Source organism: Pseudomonas sp. UYIF39, from assembly GCF_029963765.1.
Classification (GTDB): Bacteria; Pseudomonadota; Gammaproteobacteria; order Pseudomonadales; family Pseudomonadaceae; genus Aquipseudomonas.
Genome location: NZ_JALBYU010000001.1, coordinates 456,480 through 472,227 on the forward strand (window position 1 = coordinate 456,480; position 15,748 = coordinate 472,227).

11 protein-coding genes and 2 pseudogenes are annotated in these 15,748 nt (G+C 57.7%); 11 read left to right on the top strand and 2 right to left on the bottom strand.

The genetic code is table 11. The annotated features are described in order from the left end of the window. Positions 1 to 82: 82 nt before the first annotated feature. The 3 genes and pseudogenes from MO767_RS02230 (at position 83) to pgm (ending at position 4,796) form a co-directional block, all read left to right on the top strand. A complete protein-coding gene (locus MO767_RS02230; protein WP_282479216.1) occupies positions 83 to 1,570 on the top strand; it encodes a hypothetical protein in 1,488 nt (495 codons plus the stop codon). A gap of 67 nt (positions 1,571 to 1,637) precedes the next feature. Next, a pseudogene (locus tag MO767_RS02235) lies at positions 1,638 to 3,038 on the top strand (PLP-dependent aminotransferase family protein). Positions 3,039 to 3,149: 111 nt separating this feature from the next. After that, the gene (gene pgm / locus MO767_RS02240) at positions 3,150 to 4,796 is read left to right on the top strand and encodes a phosphoglucomutase (alpha-D-glucose-1,6-bisphosphate-dependent) (RefSeq protein ID WP_282479217.1); all 1,647 of its coding nucleotides are present in this window, start codon (positions 3,150 to 3,152) and stop codon (positions 4,794 to 4,796) included. Between the two features lie 62 nt (positions 4,797 to 4,858). Here pgm and MO767_RS02245 read toward each other — a convergent pair whose 3' ends face one another. After that, positions 4,859 to 5,554 (bottom strand): pirin family protein, encoded by a 696-nt coding sequence (locus tag MO767_RS02245; protein WP_282479218.1) that lies wholly within the window; start codon positions 5,552 to 5,554, stop codon positions 4,859 to 4,861. A 281-nt stretch (positions 5,555 to 5,835) separates the two neighbouring features. On the opposite strand from MO767_RS02245, the gene MO767_RS02250 reads away from it, so the two are divergent. Continuing rightward, a complete protein-coding gene (locus MO767_RS02250) occupies positions 5,836 to 8,310 on the top strand; it encodes a UvrD-helicase domain-containing protein (protein ID WP_282479219.1) in 2,475 nt (824 codons plus the stop codon). 66 nt (positions 8,311 to 8,376) lie between these two features. Here MO767_RS02250 and MO767_RS02255 read toward each other — a convergent pair whose 3' ends face one another. After that, positions 8,377 to 8,649 carry a DUF1652 domain-containing protein gene (locus MO767_RS02255; RefSeq protein ID WP_008156356.1) on the bottom strand — a complete coding sequence of 91 codons (273 nt, stop codon included), beginning with the start codon at positions 8,647 to 8,649 and terminating at the stop codon, positions 8,377 to 8,379. Between the two features lie 274 nt (positions 8,650 to 8,923). Between MO767_RS02255 and MO767_RS02260 the strand changes: the two genes are divergently transcribed. The 7 genes and pseudogenes from MO767_RS02260 to MO767_RS02290 all read left to right on the top strand — a co-directional run bounded on the left by MO767_RS02260 (position 8,924) and on the right by MO767_RS02290 (position 15,623). Further along, positions 8,924 to 9,739, top strand: a complete 816-nt coding sequence (locus MO767_RS02260) for a helix-turn-helix domain-containing protein (protein WP_282479220.1) — start codon at positions 8,924 to 8,926, stop codon at positions 9,737 to 9,739. Between the two features lie 50 nt (positions 9,740 to 9,789). Then, the gene (locus tag MO767_RS02265; protein WP_282479221.1) at positions 9,790 to 11,193 is read left to right on the top strand and encodes an FAD-dependent oxidoreductase; all 1,404 of its coding nucleotides are present in this window, start codon (positions 9,790 to 9,792) and stop codon (positions 11,191 to 11,193) included. 43 nt (positions 11,194 to 11,236) lie between these two features. Then, the gene (locus tag MO767_RS02270; protein ID WP_282479222.1) at positions 11,237 to 11,578 is read left to right on the top strand and encodes a cupin domain-containing protein; all 342 of its coding nucleotides are present in this window, start codon (positions 11,237 to 11,239) and stop codon (positions 11,576 to 11,578) included. 47 nt (positions 11,579 to 11,625) lie between these two features. Continuing rightward, positions 11,626 to 12,711, top strand: coding sequence for a polyamine ABC transporter substrate-binding protein (locus MO767_RS02275; RefSeq protein ID WP_282479223.1), 1,086 nt, complete (start codon positions 11,626 to 11,628; stop codon positions 12,709 to 12,711). A 26-nt stretch (positions 12,712 to 12,737) separates the two neighbouring features. Continuing rightward, positions 12,738 to 13,195, top strand: a pseudogene (locus tag MO767_RS02280) (transposase). A gap of 477 nt (positions 13,196 to 13,672) precedes the next feature. Then, on the top strand, positions 13,673 to 15,130 hold the full coding sequence (locus MO767_RS02285; protein ID WP_282479224.1) for a serralysin family metalloprotease: 1,458 nt from the start codon (positions 13,673 to 13,675) through the stop codon (positions 15,128 to 15,130). 67 nt (positions 15,131 to 15,197) lie between these two features. Beyond that, the gene (locus MO767_RS02290; protein ID WP_282479225.1) at positions 15,198 to 15,623 is read left to right on the top strand and encodes an AprI/Inh family metalloprotease inhibitor; all 426 of its coding nucleotides are present in this window, start codon (positions 15,198 to 15,200) and stop codon (positions 15,621 to 15,623) included. Positions 15,624 to 15,748: the final 125 nt, after the last annotated feature.

A 15,748-nucleotide genomic window follows, 5' to 3' on the forward strand; every position in this document is an offset into this window, starting at 1 on the left:
TCAATCGTGGCAAGCAACCCATGGCGCAACGCGTGTCGTTGTTGGCGCGATATCGAACTTACAAGCATCAGGTAAACCAAAGATGACCAATATCCATGACCAAGCGATGAACTATGTCTACCAGCAAGTACTGCAGAGATTGCTGAGTTTCTTCTCGCGCGCCGAACGCACGGCATTGCAGCTGATGATTCAACGACTGGTGGTGGCCGCCGGGGGTATGGAGCGTATTGGCGATTACAAGGTGCTGGCGATTCAGTCCGGGTCCCGCGACAGTTGTTACACCCTGGCGCTGCTGCGCGCTGCACAGCTGAGTATTGCCGGCCGGGCCCCTGCGACGTTCAAGTTGCGAGTCGCATCCTTGCGCTTGAACGGCGCAAGCCAGACGGCTCTGGAAAACATCCATCGCAGCTACAGCGCCTTGTTCCTCTACGACGATCCTCGGGTCGAAGTGTTGATGGTTGATGACCGGGAAGTCCTGCCGTTCAACCACCTGACGCCGATTTCCGAAGGCGGCCGTGAGTCGAATCGGCTCAATCTTTTGATGGTGGGCCATTGTCGCGCCTGGAACGGGCCGCTTGATCTGTGGGACGACGGGTATCTGGCCACCGGCGAGTTCTATGGGCAAATAGCTCGTTGGGACAGCGGTGTTGATGCATTGATCAGCAGCGACTCACCTCGTCAGCAGAAGCAATTTCTCGACGGGTTGAAGCGTGCAGCCGCCAAGGCCGGGCTCAAGACCTCGAACCACCACGAAACCGGCTACGAGGAGCTTTTCGCATTGCTCGATGAACTGGGCAGCGACTGCTACCGCGCTTTTTATGCTGAGCATGGCCAGGTTGCGTGGCGTCCGGCCGAACGATTTGAGGCCTGTCGTCGCGCCACGTACATCGATATTCACGACATGCTGGTCAGTAACCTGGAAGACCGTTGGCCTCTCCTTACAGAGTTTCTAGGTTTTCAACCTGACGAGTTGGCGGCTCAGCTCAGCGACAACGAGTACGTCAGCCTTTCTATCTCTGCACACATGCGGGGTTTGCAATCGTGCTTCATGCATGACCACGGCTACGAGACGGGTGTCGCCGAATACTTGCAACGGGCATTGGTGATGATGCGGCGCAAACAACTGGCGGAACGGTTGTGCGAGCAAGCGGTAGAGGCGTTCGGCAATCCGGCGACGTTCGCCGAGCAGCGCGTGCTGGCAACGGCCGAGGCTCAAAAAAACCTCGGCCTGAGCGAGGCTCAATTGGTGTGCCTGCTCTTTTCACCTTTCGTCGAAAATGGCGCGGCGCTTGAGCGTTTTCTGCGCCAGTGCCACCCCGGCATGCTCGTGGCGATGCCTGATTTGCACCGTGCAATGCAGGGCAATCCGGTGCCGGAGCAAGTTCTGCAATGGATAACCGACGTCAGCGGGTTGCCTGTCAGCTTGATCGGCAAGCTTTACCGCATGGGCCGTGTGTCTGCGGATGAGGGTAGGGCAGGCACGCTGGAAATCGACGGCGCGGGTGTGCAAGCAGCAGCCGACTATGACGATGACACGGCGGTGGCGGATGAATGGTTAGCGGGGCGCTGAAAATGCGTGGCTTGACAGATTTCTTGACGATGCATGATGACGTTCACACAGCATTCGGCCCTCGCCCATGAAAGGGCCACGAGAAACTGACTTCGCGTATCAGGCGGTGTATCGATATCTGACTAACCTGATCAACGAACCGGTCAGTGACACGCGAGTCCGTCTGCCTTCGTTGCGACAGTTGGCGGAGCGTCTGAGCGTGTCGATCTCGACCATTCAGTACGCTTATTCGCTGCTGGAGAAGGAAGGGCGCGTTTATTCGGTGGCCAAGTCCGGATATTACGCGTTACCGGTGTCCTCCATCAGCACGCTCAGCAGTGGTAACGACCTGCTCGAAACCGTTTATGTCAACGCCAGACGCCCAGGAATGCTGGTCTTGAGCGCAGATGAGCCGGCGTTGTTGCAACCCCTCGACAGTCCGTTGTTACTGCTGGAACGAGAACTGCTGCGCCAGTATCCGCGTCAGCCACAACCGACATCGCAACCTTGCGGCGAACTGGAGTTGCGTATTGCCGTGGCAGCGCGTTACACCACCTCGCCGCTGCGCTGCTGGCATGCCGACGATGTCTATATTGGCGCCGACCTGCGTGGAGTGCTGGAAATACTGATCGCTGTGTTGAATCTCAAGGACGCCACTGTATTGGTCGAGTCGCCGTGCGACTGGGCGATTCTGCGGTTGCTCCAGGCTGCGCAGGTGCGAGTGATCGAGCTGGCGGTGCAATCCAGCGGTGGCCTGGACGTCGAATGGCTCAAGGAACTGTTGGAGACCCAGCCGGTGCGGCTGGTGATGGTTTCATCCGGGCTGAACATGCCGCGAGGCAGCCTGGCACCCGACGACAACCGACAAGTCGTCGCGCAGTTGCTGGAGCGACATGGCAGTTGAGTGTTGGAAAACGACTGCTACGGCGAACTCGGATTCGAACCGGAAGGCCATCGGTTTCGCGACCTGCTGGACCCCGATCGGCTGATCGTGTTTTCCACCTTCGAGAAAATCATCGGACCGGAGGCGCCATACGGCTATCTGCTGTCGCGGCATTTCAGTGCTGAACTGCAACGGTACTTTCTGCTGCGTTCGTTCCGCTTGTCACCGATTCGCCAGAAAGCCATCGCTCGCTTGTACGGCAACGGACGTGTCGATCAGCACCTTCAGGTATTACGGCGGATGCTCAAGGACCGCAAGGTGCAGATGACGCAGCTGTTGCAGGAGCGTCTGGGAGATGCCTTGCACTTTGTCGAACCCCAGGGCGGTGCAACCATCTGGGTTCGTTCGCTACGCCAGGTCGATGTACGTCGGGTGTTCCAGCGCCTGCTCAAGCACCATGTGGTGATCGCACCGGGAGAACTGTTCAGTCTCCAGGGCTTGCATGCGCAACACTTGCGCCTGAGTCACACCTTCGGCGGCGATCACGATCTTGGCGCGGCAATGGGCTTGTTAGGGGACGCCTTGCGTCTGGAGTCGATCGATTGAACGGGGTTACACACCCTGCGTGAGACTCATGGATCGATCCCATCGCGCTGCGGTCAAACTGCCAGTAAACTGCGTTCCTATTCCTGAACCACTCGACTTCAGAGGTTTTGCATGACACTCAGTCCTTTTGCGGGCAAACCGGCACCGGTAGAACTGTTGGTCGACATCCCGCGACTGGTAACGGCCTATTACACCGGCCAGCCCGATGCCGCCATTTCGACCCAGCGCGTAGCTTTTGGCACGTCCGGGCACCGAGGCAGCTCGTTCGACTTGAGTTTCAACGAATGGCACGTTCTGGCGATCAGCCAGGCAATCTGCCTGTACCGCGAAGCCCAAGGCATTGACGGCCCGCTGTTCGTCGGCATCGACACCCACGCGTTGTCCACCCCGGCCGGCGCCAGTGCCCTTGAAGTGCTGGCCGCCAACGGCGTGACGGTAATGATCGCCGAGGGTGACGAATACACCCCGACACCGGCCATTTCCCACGCCATTCTCTGCTACAACCGCGGACGCACGTCAGGCCTGGCGGATGGCATCGTCATCACGCCGTCCCACAATCCGCCGCAAAGCGGTGGCTACAAATACAACCCTACCAACGGTGGCCCGGCCGATACCCACATCACCAAGTGGATCGAAGCCAAGGCCAACGAACTGCTGAGCAACAAGCTCGCCGGCGTCAAACGCATCAGCTACGAACAGGCGCTGAAGGCCAACACGACCCATCGTCACGATTACCTCAATACCTACGTCGCCGACCTGATCAACGTGATCGACTTCGACGCCATCCGTGATGCCAAGCTGCATCTGGGTGTCGATCCGCTGGGCGGAGCCGGGGTACGCTACTGGTCGGCGATTGCCGAGCATTACCGCCTGGATCTGGAAGTGGTCAACAAACAGGTCGATCCGACCTTCCGCTTCATGACCGTCGACTGGGATGGTCAGATCCGCATGGACCCATCGTCCACTCACGCCATGCAGGGCCTTATCGGTCTGAAAGAGCGTTTCGACGTAGCATTCGCGTGCGACCCGGACCATGATCGCCATGGCATCGTGACCCCGTCCGGTGGTTTGCTGGCGCCGAATAACTACCTCGCCGTATCGATCGATTACCTGTTCCAGAACCGTCCGCAATGGCGCGCCGATGCGGCCGTGGGTAAAACCGTGGTCAGCAGCGGCTTGATCGATCGCGTGGCAAAACGTTTGGGTCGTCGCCTGTACGAAGTGCCGGTCGGCTTCAAGTGGTTTGCTGACGGCCTGTTCGACGGCTCTCTGGGCTTTGGCGGCGAAGAAAGTGCCGGTGCTTCGTTCCTGCGCAAGGATGGCAGCGTCTGGTGCACCGACAAGGACGGCTTGATCCCGGCACTGCTGGCCGCAGAAATGACCGCCCGCACCGGCCGCGACCCAAGTCAGGCCTATCGCGCCTTGACCGATGAGCTGGGCGAACCGTTCTCGGTGCGCGTCGATGCCAAGGCCAACCCTGAGCAGAAGGCACTGCTGAGCAAATTGTCGCCGGACCAGGTCACCTCGACCCAACTGGCGGGCGAAGCGATCCAGAGCATCCTCAGTCACGCACCGGGTAACGACCAGGCGATCGGTGGTCTGAAAGTCATGACCGAGAACGGCTGGTTCGCGGCGCGTCCGTCGGGCACCGAAGACATCTACAAGATCTACGCTGAAAGCTTCGTCAGTGACGAACACCTCAAGCAATTGGTGGCAGAAGCTCAAACACTGGTGGACGGCGCGATCTCTGCGAAGTAATCCAGAATGTAAAAAGGGGCGGCCATGACGGTCGCCCCTTTTTTTGTCCCGCATTTATCCGATCAAGCCAGGTCCACCAAGACGATCTCACTGTCTTCGATGGCGGTTACCCGCAACACTTGCTCATCGGCAACCGCAATACCGTCTCGAGCTTGTGCACGCAAGCCATTGACTTCAATGACACCAGTCGCCGGTACCAGATAGGCGCGACGGCCATTGTCCAGGCGATACTCGGCGGTTTCACCGGCCTTCAGGTTTGCGGCCACCAATCGGGCGTCGGCTCGAATCCGCAGGCTTTGATCGTCGCCTGCCTTACCGCTCGCCAGCGTTACGAAACCTTCGCGCTGGCCTTTTGGAAAAGGCTTGGCGCCCCAGGACGGTGCCAAACCGGTTTCGTTCGGGATGATCCAGATCTGGAAGATCCTGGTCTCGGACGCTTCCAGGTTGTATTCACTGTGGGCGATCCCGGTGCCGGCGCTCATGACCTGAACGTCGCCCGCTTCGGTACGACCCTTGTTGCCCAGGTTGTCTTCGTGAGTGATTGCGCCTTCACGGACATAAGTGATGATTTCCATGTCTCGGTGCGGGTGTTTCGGGAAGCCGGTGCCAGAGGCAATCACGTCGTCGTTCCACACCCGCAGGTTGCCCCAGTTCATGCGCTTTGGGTCATGGTATTCGGCGAACGAAAAGTGGTGATGAGCATCCAACCAGCCATGGTTGGCGCCGCCCAGGGATTTGAAAGGTCTGAGTTCAAGCATGATCGTCTCCTGAAAAGGTTCGTCATGGGGGCAGAGCGCCTGAGCCACGAAACGCGAACCGGTGGTTGATGGCGAGCATCATCTATCAGGCACTGATCGATAAAAAGCGTAAAAAATGCCTCAATACAATCGAATAATTTGATATCAAATGACCTCGAAATATTCTCACCCAACCTTCACTTCATCGCATAAGCCAATGACCTGTAAGCATTTCACTAGAACTGAACGGCAAATGCAGACACCATAGCCCTCAACAGCCTCACACCCTGGAGTCAGCCCGCGTGCCGCAACACACCCCCGATCTTCCTCCTGAACTTCGTCCCTTGGCCGAGATGCCGCTGCTCAAGCGTCTGGCCGCCCGTTTCTTTGGTCACGGCCTGACGCGTCTGCGCGCACAGCACCGGGCATCCTGGCTGCACGGCCAGGCCGACGGCTTTCGCAGTGGGCACAGCGCCGGGGTGGATTACGGCTATAAGGAAGGCAAGCTTGAAGGGTTGGAGGAAGGCCGGCAGGTATTACTGATCCGTGACTCGCGCTCGACCGAACACCGGCCGCCCACCGTTGACGAGAATCTGTTCGACGATTGGCGTCTGATGTTGAGCGCTGAGTTGAAGAAGCGCATGAAGACGGATGTCGCTCGACTGCTGCCACCGCACGCCCAGCCCAGCGCCGCGCAGTGGAAAATGATCTTCAGTGACACACCCTCGACCTCGGTGATTGCCGGCGCGGGTGCGGGCAAGTCGACCACGTTGGTGTTGCGTATTTTGCTGCTGACCCACTATCTGGGGTTCGAGCTGAGTTCGATGACGGTAGTGACCTTTACCCGTGAGTCGCGCAAAGATTTCATCAACAAACTGATCGAGCTGTTTGCACTCTGGGGCCGGTCACTCAGTTTCAAAGAGGCGCGAGATCTGGTGCGCACCTTCCATTCGCGAATCCTGCCGATGGTTCGCAGTCTACCGGGCTTCGAGCGGCTACAAGCCTTCGAAAACCTCAGTCATCGTGCGCAAAACGGCGACGAGGAGGTCGACAGCAATCCTTTCGACCTGCGCATCAACGACGCCCAGCGCCAGCAACTCAACGCTTGTTATCACAGCCTGCACACTCGCAATGAGCGCTTTCGCGAATTAATCAAGCCATTGTCCCGTCACGCGCTGCAACTCAAGGAACTGGAGCGCGATCACCCGGACGTGCAGAAGCGCATGGCCGTGACCGAACTGGCCGCCAAGCGAGATGAAGAGCTCTGCGACGCAATCGAAGATTTGTGGTTTCGCGCGGGCGCCTGGCCAATCAAAGGCATCGAACCGAAGCGCCAGGCGTTCGATATCAACGGCTCAACGTTTCATTGTCATGGCTATATTCCGAGCCTAGACGCTTGGGTGGTGCTGGGATTCGATCCCCGGGAAAACCCGCAGGTCAGCCGCCCGAATGCCAAATTGAGCGTGCGCGCGGAATGGGCGGTAAAGCGCACTCTGTTTCAAGCTTTCTGTCGTAAGCCGTTGATATGGTTGGATAGTTACGAGTCATCAAAACGTGTATTGGCGTCTCTTGGAGGCGATGCCAGTGCCGGGCCGGGCTTCGATTACAAGGTCAAGGGCGAGCTCAGCTCTGCACCGTTACTGGACTGTTTTGTCGCTGCCGCCGGGTTTATCGAGAATCTTGGCCTGGATGTACCCAATGCCGTGGGCCAGATGAATTTTGCCAAGGACGACCCGGACCGGTTTTTCTTCGAGGCCTTGAGCCTGTACTGGCGAGCGCTGGAAGATCACTTGCTCGATCAGAAACCACCGGTGATGACCTACAACCGGATGTTCGCCTTGTTCAGCGAACATTCGCCGGAAAACCTGAAACTGCTGAACGATGAGTTGCTCAGGCCGATGTCGCACCTGATGATCGACGAATTTCAGGACGTATCGCCGCAGATTGTTTCCTGGATCCGCGCGAGCCTGACGGAAATCCGCAGTCGCGGCCCGGCCATGCACGTGGGGCGCGGCGCACAACGTTCCTCTTTGCTCTGTGTTGGCGATGACTGGCAGTCCATTTATGGCTGGCGGGGCAGTTCGCCGACGTACTTCATGGAATTCAGCAAGGAGTTTCCGTCGCCGAGCACGACCAAAGTCATGCTCAGCGACAACTATCGCAGCCATCAGCACATCATTGATGCCGCCGAACATATCGTTCGTGCAGCGCCAGCGATCGCTGGCAAGAAGGCCAAGGCCAGTGGCGAGCCGAAGTCATTGCTGCCGGTTAACGTTCTCGATCGTGACGATCCAGGCATGGCCAAACGCCTGATGGAGCATTACAGAAAGGGCGACTCAATCTTGATGCTTTATCGAAAAAGTAGCGATAAGTTATTGATAGAAGAACATATTCAGTCTGTAGTTGATGTGGATTCTAGCTTGCCGTACGAGGCGCGACGCCTCAAGCAACTGACTTATCACAGCGCCAAGGGACTTCAGGCTGACGCCGTGTTCCTGCTGGGTGATTGTCAGCACCTGACCAGTTCACCGTACAAGAACCAGATCTACCGCATGGCAGGTCTTGGCAAGACAGGCGACAGCGAAGCGTATGACAGCGCACAGAAAGACGAGATCCTGCGACTGGCTTACGTCGGCATCACTCGGGCGGTGAGTCATTGCTATTGGTATGTCGATGGGCAAGACACCCAGGCAGCCAACCTGCCTAAAGCTTCCGATCGGATCGGCAAAGGCAAGGCGTTCTTTGCCGATCACCGACTGGGCAAGACATCGGCGTGAACCGTCAAAGATCGTCGCGTACAAAAAAGCCCACTTGACGTGGGCTTGTTGTTGAGTGTTCAGCCTTCAGGCATAGCTCCTGAGGGCGGCGGGTGGAATGAAAGCCTCAAGCTCGTCTTCCACCGCTTCGATTATTCGTTCTACATCCGCAGCATTCATTACCGTCGCGCAAGGAATGCCGGCGATGGCGATCATGGTCTCGCCACTGGCACGGTCAAATAGACGGGCAATCATGCTGCCCGGCGCATCCATGCTCGCCTCGAAACCCATGGGATGAAAATGCCAGCGCATCAGCTGGCAGGCGTTTGGAAAGGTGACTTTACTAAACCCTTTATTCATATGTAGCCCGCCTTATTCATCGAGCGCTTCCTTTAGCTCATGTTAGGAGGGAAGAGCCCTCAATGGCTCAACCGGTGACTGCCTTTAAAAGTAGCATCCAGATGTGAAGATAATGTGGATTTTTCAGGCCATTTGGCGATTGGTTCAGTTTTTTTGATGCAGGTCACGAGAATGGTGGGTTTCCGGCAATTGGCTACCACTGGTTGGCCATTCATTGGCCATTGAAGCCGAGATGGAATTTCGGCAAGCTCGGCTTTTTCTCGCCGAGTCCTTTATGCACGCCGATGATGATGGTCCACTGCAAACCCAGGCCACGGGTGACACGGTGATGCGTTATCACTTGCGCTGGAAACACCGGGACCTGGACGGGGTGATGGCGCTCTATCACCCAGAGATTCAGTACTGCGATTTTTTCCAGAACCGTGTGATGGGGCTGTCCGAATTACGTGAATACGTGCGCAGCAGCATGCCCCGAGATCCCGATGAGGCCCTGGAGCACTCGGACCGTATTCGTCTGGACGGCAACACGGCATTCATTCAGTACCGTATAACCCTTCGCGGCGGCGAAGGCCTGGTATCGTTCCGGGCCAGCGAGGCGATTACCGTCCGTGACGGACTGATCTGGCGGGTCAACGAATACGCCTCGCTGATGCATGAACAGCCCGTCAGCAAAGCCGCCAGCAGCCAACGCCCGGCAGTCAGTCGACTCGGGCTGTCTGCACGCCAGTTGAGTTTCATGGCTGAAGACTTGCAGCAGTATTTTCAGCGCCAACAACCTTATCTCGATCCCGAACTCGACCTGCAACGGGTGGCGAAGGAGTGCGGGTATAGCCGCAATCAGATTTCCTACCTGCTGAATCAGGTGCTTGGCCAGAGCTTCTATCGATACGTTAACCAGGCACGCCTGCAGCATTTGCTCGCGGGACTGGATACCGCCACGCCGCCACTGCGTATCGACGAACTGGCGTTTGCCGCCGGGTTCAATTCGCTGTCGGCGTTTTACAGCTGCTTCCGTCAGCACACCGGCCAGTCGCCCAAAGCCTACGTAAAACAAATTTCTTTGCGTGCACGCGCGCAAGACAGCCCCTAAGTCCACGCACTAGGATCGACGCCATCGAAGTTTGAGTGGCGGAGTCTTGCATGTCGGCGTGGCGCACTATCAGTTTGTGGATGGATCAACTCGACGAGCCATTGTTGGCGCGTCCGGCGCTGGAACAGAATCTGGACGTCGACGTCGCCATCATTGGCGCGGGGTACACCGGGCTCTGGACCGCGTACTACCTCAAACGCCAGGCGCCCGACCTGAACATTGCCATCGTTGAAGCGCAAACCGCCGGTTTTGGCGCCTCGGGGCGTAACGGTGGCTGGCTGATGGGCAATGTGCTGGGCGAAGACCGCTTGCTCGCCGACTTGCCGCCCGAACAGCGCCGGGCTTCTTTCGATTTGCTGCACGGCATTCCGGATGAAGTCGGGATTGTCCTCAAGCGTGAAGACATCGACTGCGATTACCGCAAAAGCGGGGTGCTGTATTGCGCTGCCCGCTATCCGGAACAGGAAGCCAGCCTTCGTCACTATCTCGACACGCTCTATAGCCAGGGATTGACCGAAAGTGATTACCGCTGGCTCAGCCCTGAGCAGTTGGCGCAACAGATCAGAGTCGCCAAACCTTATGGCGGTATCTATGCACCGCACGTCGCGACCATTCACCCGGCAAAGTTAGTGCGAGGTCTGGCTCGGACGGTGGAGAGAATGGGCGTCAGGATTTACGAGAACAGTCCGGTCACCCAATGGCAATCGGGTGGCCTGCGCACGGCGAAAGCCTCGGTTCGCAGCCATTGGATCGTGCCGGCGGTCGAAGGTTATTCGGTCACCTTGCCACCTTTGGGCCGTTATCAGCTGCCGGTGCAAAGCTTGATCGTGGCCACCGAGCCGCTATCCGCTGCCACGTGGGATGAAATCGGCCTGAGTCGCGGCCAGGCCTTCAGCGAAAGCAGCCGCCAAGTCACTTACGGTCAGCGCACGGCTGACAACCGGCTGGTGTTCGGCGCGCGGGGCGGTTATCAGTTTGCTGCCAAGTTGCGCCATGACTTCGACTTGACCACCAGCGAAGTGGAGCTGCGGCGTTATCTGTTTGGCGAACTCTTCCCGCAGCTCAAGAACGTGCGGATTACCCATGCCTGGGGCGGCAATCTGGGGATGTCCCGGCGTTTCAAGCCGCACATGCTCTGCGATCAGGCCAGCGGCATCGCCTTGTCGGGTGGCTATGGCGGGGAGGGCGTGGGTGCCAGCAACCTCGGTGGCCGTACTCTGGCCGACCTGATTCTGCAGCGCGACACCGAGCTGGTTCGCCAGCCGTGGGTCATCCAGGGAGGGCTCGACGCGCTCCGGGCCTGGGAGCCGGAGCCCTGCCGCTGGCTTGGTTACAACGCGATCATCCGCAGCTTCGCCCATGAAGACCAGACCCTGGCCAACCCGGCCACCGCACCATGGCGTCGCAAACTGGCCAGCGGTATTGCCGGCTTCATGGAAGGTTTCATGCAGTAAATGGCGCGCTTTTTATCTATAGGCTCAATCGACAGGTACTCCCATGAGCATCACGCAATTCAAGAACACTGCAACCCTGAAGCTGGAAGAGTCGAATCCAGTCGCCGTACCACTGGGCATGCCCGTGGCGGTGGCCTCGACCACCAGCGTTGAACGCGACGATGGCGTTGAAACCGGCGTCTGGGAATGCACCCCCGGTCGCTGGCGGCGGCAGATCGTCGCCCAGGAGTTCTGTCACTTCATCCAGGGGCGCTGCACGTTTACCGCGGATGACGGTGAAACCCTGCACATAGAAGCCGGCGATGCACTGATGTTGCCAGCTAACAGCCTCGGTATCTGGGATATCCAGGAAACCGTGCGCAAGACCTACGTTTTGATTTTTTGATCCTCTGATTGCCTGCCAACAACAACAAACCCATCAGGAATCGACTCATGATCCGAAAGACTCTGACTCTGGCTCCACTTGCGCTGTTCGCGACCCTCGGCCACGCGGCCGAGACCGTCAAGATCTACAACTGGTCGGAATACATCGCCCCGGACACCACCAAAAACTTCCAGAAAGAAACCGGCATCCCGTTCAGTTACGACGTCTTCGACAGCAACGAAACCCTCGACGGCAAATTGATGACCGGCAAATCCGGCTACGATGTGGTCTTCCCGTCCAACCACTTCATGGCGCGACAGATTCAAGGCGTGGCGCTGAAGAAACTCGACAAGAGCCAACTGCCGAACTGGAAAAACCTCAACCCGGCGCTGCTCAAGGCCTTGCAAACCAACGATCCGGGCAACGAACACGGCTTCCCGTACCTCTGGGGCAGCACCGGCATCGGTTACAACATCGCCAAGGTCAAGGCCGTGTTGGGTGATAACGCGCCAGTGGACTCCTGGGATCTGATTTTCAAACCCGAAAACATGCAAAAGCTGCAGAAGTGCGGCGTGGCCATCCTCGACAACGGCCCCGAATTGTTGCCGGCGGCACTGAACTACCTGGGCCTGCCGCATCACAGCAAGAACCCGGAAGACTACAAAAAGGCTGAAGCGCTGCTGATGAAAGTCCGCCCGTATGTCAGCTATTTCCACTCGTCCAAGTACACCAGCGACCTGGCCAACGGCGACATCTGCGTGGCCGTCGGCTTCTCCGGTGACATTCTGCAAGCCGAAAACCGAGCGAAAGAAGCCAAGAACGGCGTCGACATCGGCTATGCGATTCCCAAGGAAGGCGCCGCGATCTGGTTCGACATGGTCGCCATGCCGGTAGACGCTCCGGACGAAAAGGCCGGCTACGCCTTCATGAACTACCTGCTGCGCCCGGACGTCATGGCCAGCATCAGCAATTATGTGCACTACGCCAACGGTAACGAGCAGGCCGACAGCCTGATCGACCCTGCGATCAAGAATGACACCAAGGTCTATCCGAGCCCGGACATGATGGGGAAATTGTTTGCACTGGAGGCGATGCCGCTGAACATCGACCGAGTGCGCACGCGGGTCTGGAACAAGATTCGTACCGGGAGCTAAGGCTCGATGGAACAGGGGGCAATGGAATGCCTGTTTATACAAATGCGGGTCAGCTACGCGTTGGTCGCTTCTCTGAGTCCGGACGTATTATTTGCTAACGGCTGTCGTTGACCAACGGCAGCCGTTTTTTGTTGATTGGCGATTGGGGAGGTTGGTTGTTCAGGAGTTGCGTCAGGCGCAGGAGGAGGGTTGGGCGGGTTTTTTGACGTGGGTTGTGATGCCGGATCATATGCACTGCCTGGTACAGCTGCATGACAAGACGCTGGCGGAGCTGATGTGTCGAATCAAATCCCGGAGCGGTTTGGCGGTTAATCAGGCGTTAGGGCGGCGAGGGAGGTTGTGGCAGAAGGGGTATCACGATCGTGCGGTTCGGCGGGAGGAAGATGTGAAGGCGCTTGCCCGGTATGTCGTGGCCAACCCAATACGAGCAGGACTGGTGACACGCGTTCATGATTATCCGCTGTGGGATGCGTGTTGGTTGTGAGTATCTGACGACTGCTGCGCAGCCGAACGCAGCCTTCGGCAGCTGCTACAGGTTTCGCGTACACCGCAATCCTTGTAGCAGCTGGCGCAGCCTGCGTCCGGCGGCGCAGCAGTCGCCAAAATCTAAAACCCAACAAATCTCTAACTGATATCAATGCGCTGGCACTCATATTAATAACTCACACAAAGTGAGACCCCATCGACAAAAAACAACTTACCTCTATTTAATAATTAAATAACAAATTGTCCGACAATTTGCGCAAACCCTCATCTAACAAACAATATTTCGACAGCACAGGCATTGTTTTCGGGTACTTGCAGGAACAACTCAATTTGACGTCAAAAAAAATGTAGACGTTTGATTTCGAATTGTGTCAGTTTTCTTTCGCCTTCATTGGGCGAGTGATAGGACGATCTCGCCAGAGATTGTTGCTGTCTGACAAAAAACTGTTCCATAGCTAAACAAGGAAGTGTGTTTATGTCGAAAGTAAAAGACAACGCTATTGATACCGCCGAACAGGCGTTCCAGCCACTGCAAGCATTGGCTGCATCCAGTTCTGCGTTCAACCAGATCAATAGCTTCAGCCATCAGTATGATCGGGGCGGTAACCTTACGGTCAATGGCAAACCCTCCTTCTCCGTCGACCAGGCAGCTACCCAGTTGCTGCGCGATGGCGCTGCCTACCAGGACAAGGACGGCAGCGGCAAAATCGAACTCACCTACACGTTCCTGACCTCGGCGTCGTCGAGCACCATGAACAAGCACGGGATTACCGGGTTCAGCCAGTTCAGCGCTCAGCAGAAAGGCCAGGCCGTGCTGGCCATGCAATCCTGGGCCGATGTAGCCAATGTCACGTTCACCGACAAGGCTACGGGCGGCGACGGTCACATGACCTTCGGCAACTACAGCGGCGGTCAGGACGGTGCGGCGGCCTTCGCCTATCTGCCTGGCACGGGCGCGGGTTACGACGGTACTTCCTGGTACCTGACCAACAGCAGCTACACGCCAAACAAGACGCCGGACCTGAACAATTACGGCCGGCAAACCCTGACTCACGAAATCGGTCATACCCTGGGCCTTGCCCATCCTGGCGACTACAACGCCGGCGAGGGCGCGCCGACCTACAACGACGCGTCCTACGGGCAAGACACCCGCGGTTACAGCGTCATGAGCTACTGGAGTGAAAGCAATACCAGCCAGAACTTCAGCAAGGGCGGCGTCGAAGCCTATTCGTCCGGTCCGCTGATGGACGATATTGCGGCGATCCAAAAGCTCTACGGCGCCAACACCAGCACCCGTACCGGCGACACCACTTACGGCTTCAACTCCAACGCCGGGCGCGACTTCCTGAGCGCGACTTCGTCGTCGGACAAGGTTGTGTTTTCGGTTTGGGATGCGGGCGGCAAGGACACCCTGGACTTCTCCGGTTTCACCCAAAACCAGAAGATCAACCTCAATGAGGCTTCGTTCTCCGACGTTGGCGGCCTGGTGGGTAACGTGTCCATCGCCAAGGGCGTTACCGTCGAGAACGCTATCGGCGGTTCGGGCAAGGACCTGCTGATCGGCAACAGCGTGTCCAACGAACTGAAGGGCGGTGCCGGCAACGACATCCTCTTCGGCGCGGGCGGTGCGGACAAACTGTGGGGTGGCGCCGGTTCGGACACCTTCGTGTTCGCCGCCAGCAGCGATTCCAAACCCGGTGCAGTCGACCAGATCCTCGATTTTGTCAGCGGTCTGGACAAGATCGACCTGACCGGCATCACCAACGGCGCGGGCCTGCATTTCGTGAACGCGTTCACCGGTGCGGCAGGCGATGCGGTGTTGACCTCTTCGGGTGGCAACAGCCTGTTGTCGGTGGACTTCTCCGGGCATGGCGTGGCTGATTTCCTGGTCAGCACCGTGGGTCAGGCGGCTTACTCCGACATCGCTGCGTAATGTGAGGTGAAAAGGAGGGCGGCGCAGACGCGCTGCTCTCTGCCCTTTGAAATGAGTAAAGCGCCCTATGATCCATAACGGCTTCACCTACAGAACAACCGCGTGGCTATTGGCGACGTTCATGATGATTTTTGGAGATGTAGCCATGGCGAGCAGCCTGAAATTAGCAGACCCCTCGGAACTGGCCGGCAAATGGCAGGCGACCCTGATCGCCAAAGATGACTCGCCAGAGTCCCAGGCGTTGCAGGACAAACCGTCCAACGTCTGCGTCATCGACTTTCAACCGAAACAGGCGCTGGGTGAGGGCGCCGATTGTCTCAGCGCCTGGCTGGACGGCGAATCTGCGATTGGCTGGTTCCCTGAGCCGGATGGCCTGGCGATCACCGGCAAAGAAGGTTCGAAGATTCTGTTTCTCAGCCGCCAACGCGACGGATCGTATAAAGCCACATTGAAATCCGATCTGGTCATAACACTTGTGCGCCAGGTGCAATAACACGATTCGAATATAACGTTGGTCATTACCGGCATAAGCACAGCACAACTAATCGAAGCGCCCTGTCGCCCACGAAAAGTTGTTATTAGTTTGTAAGCACTCCCGCAAAGCCTATATCCGCCCCT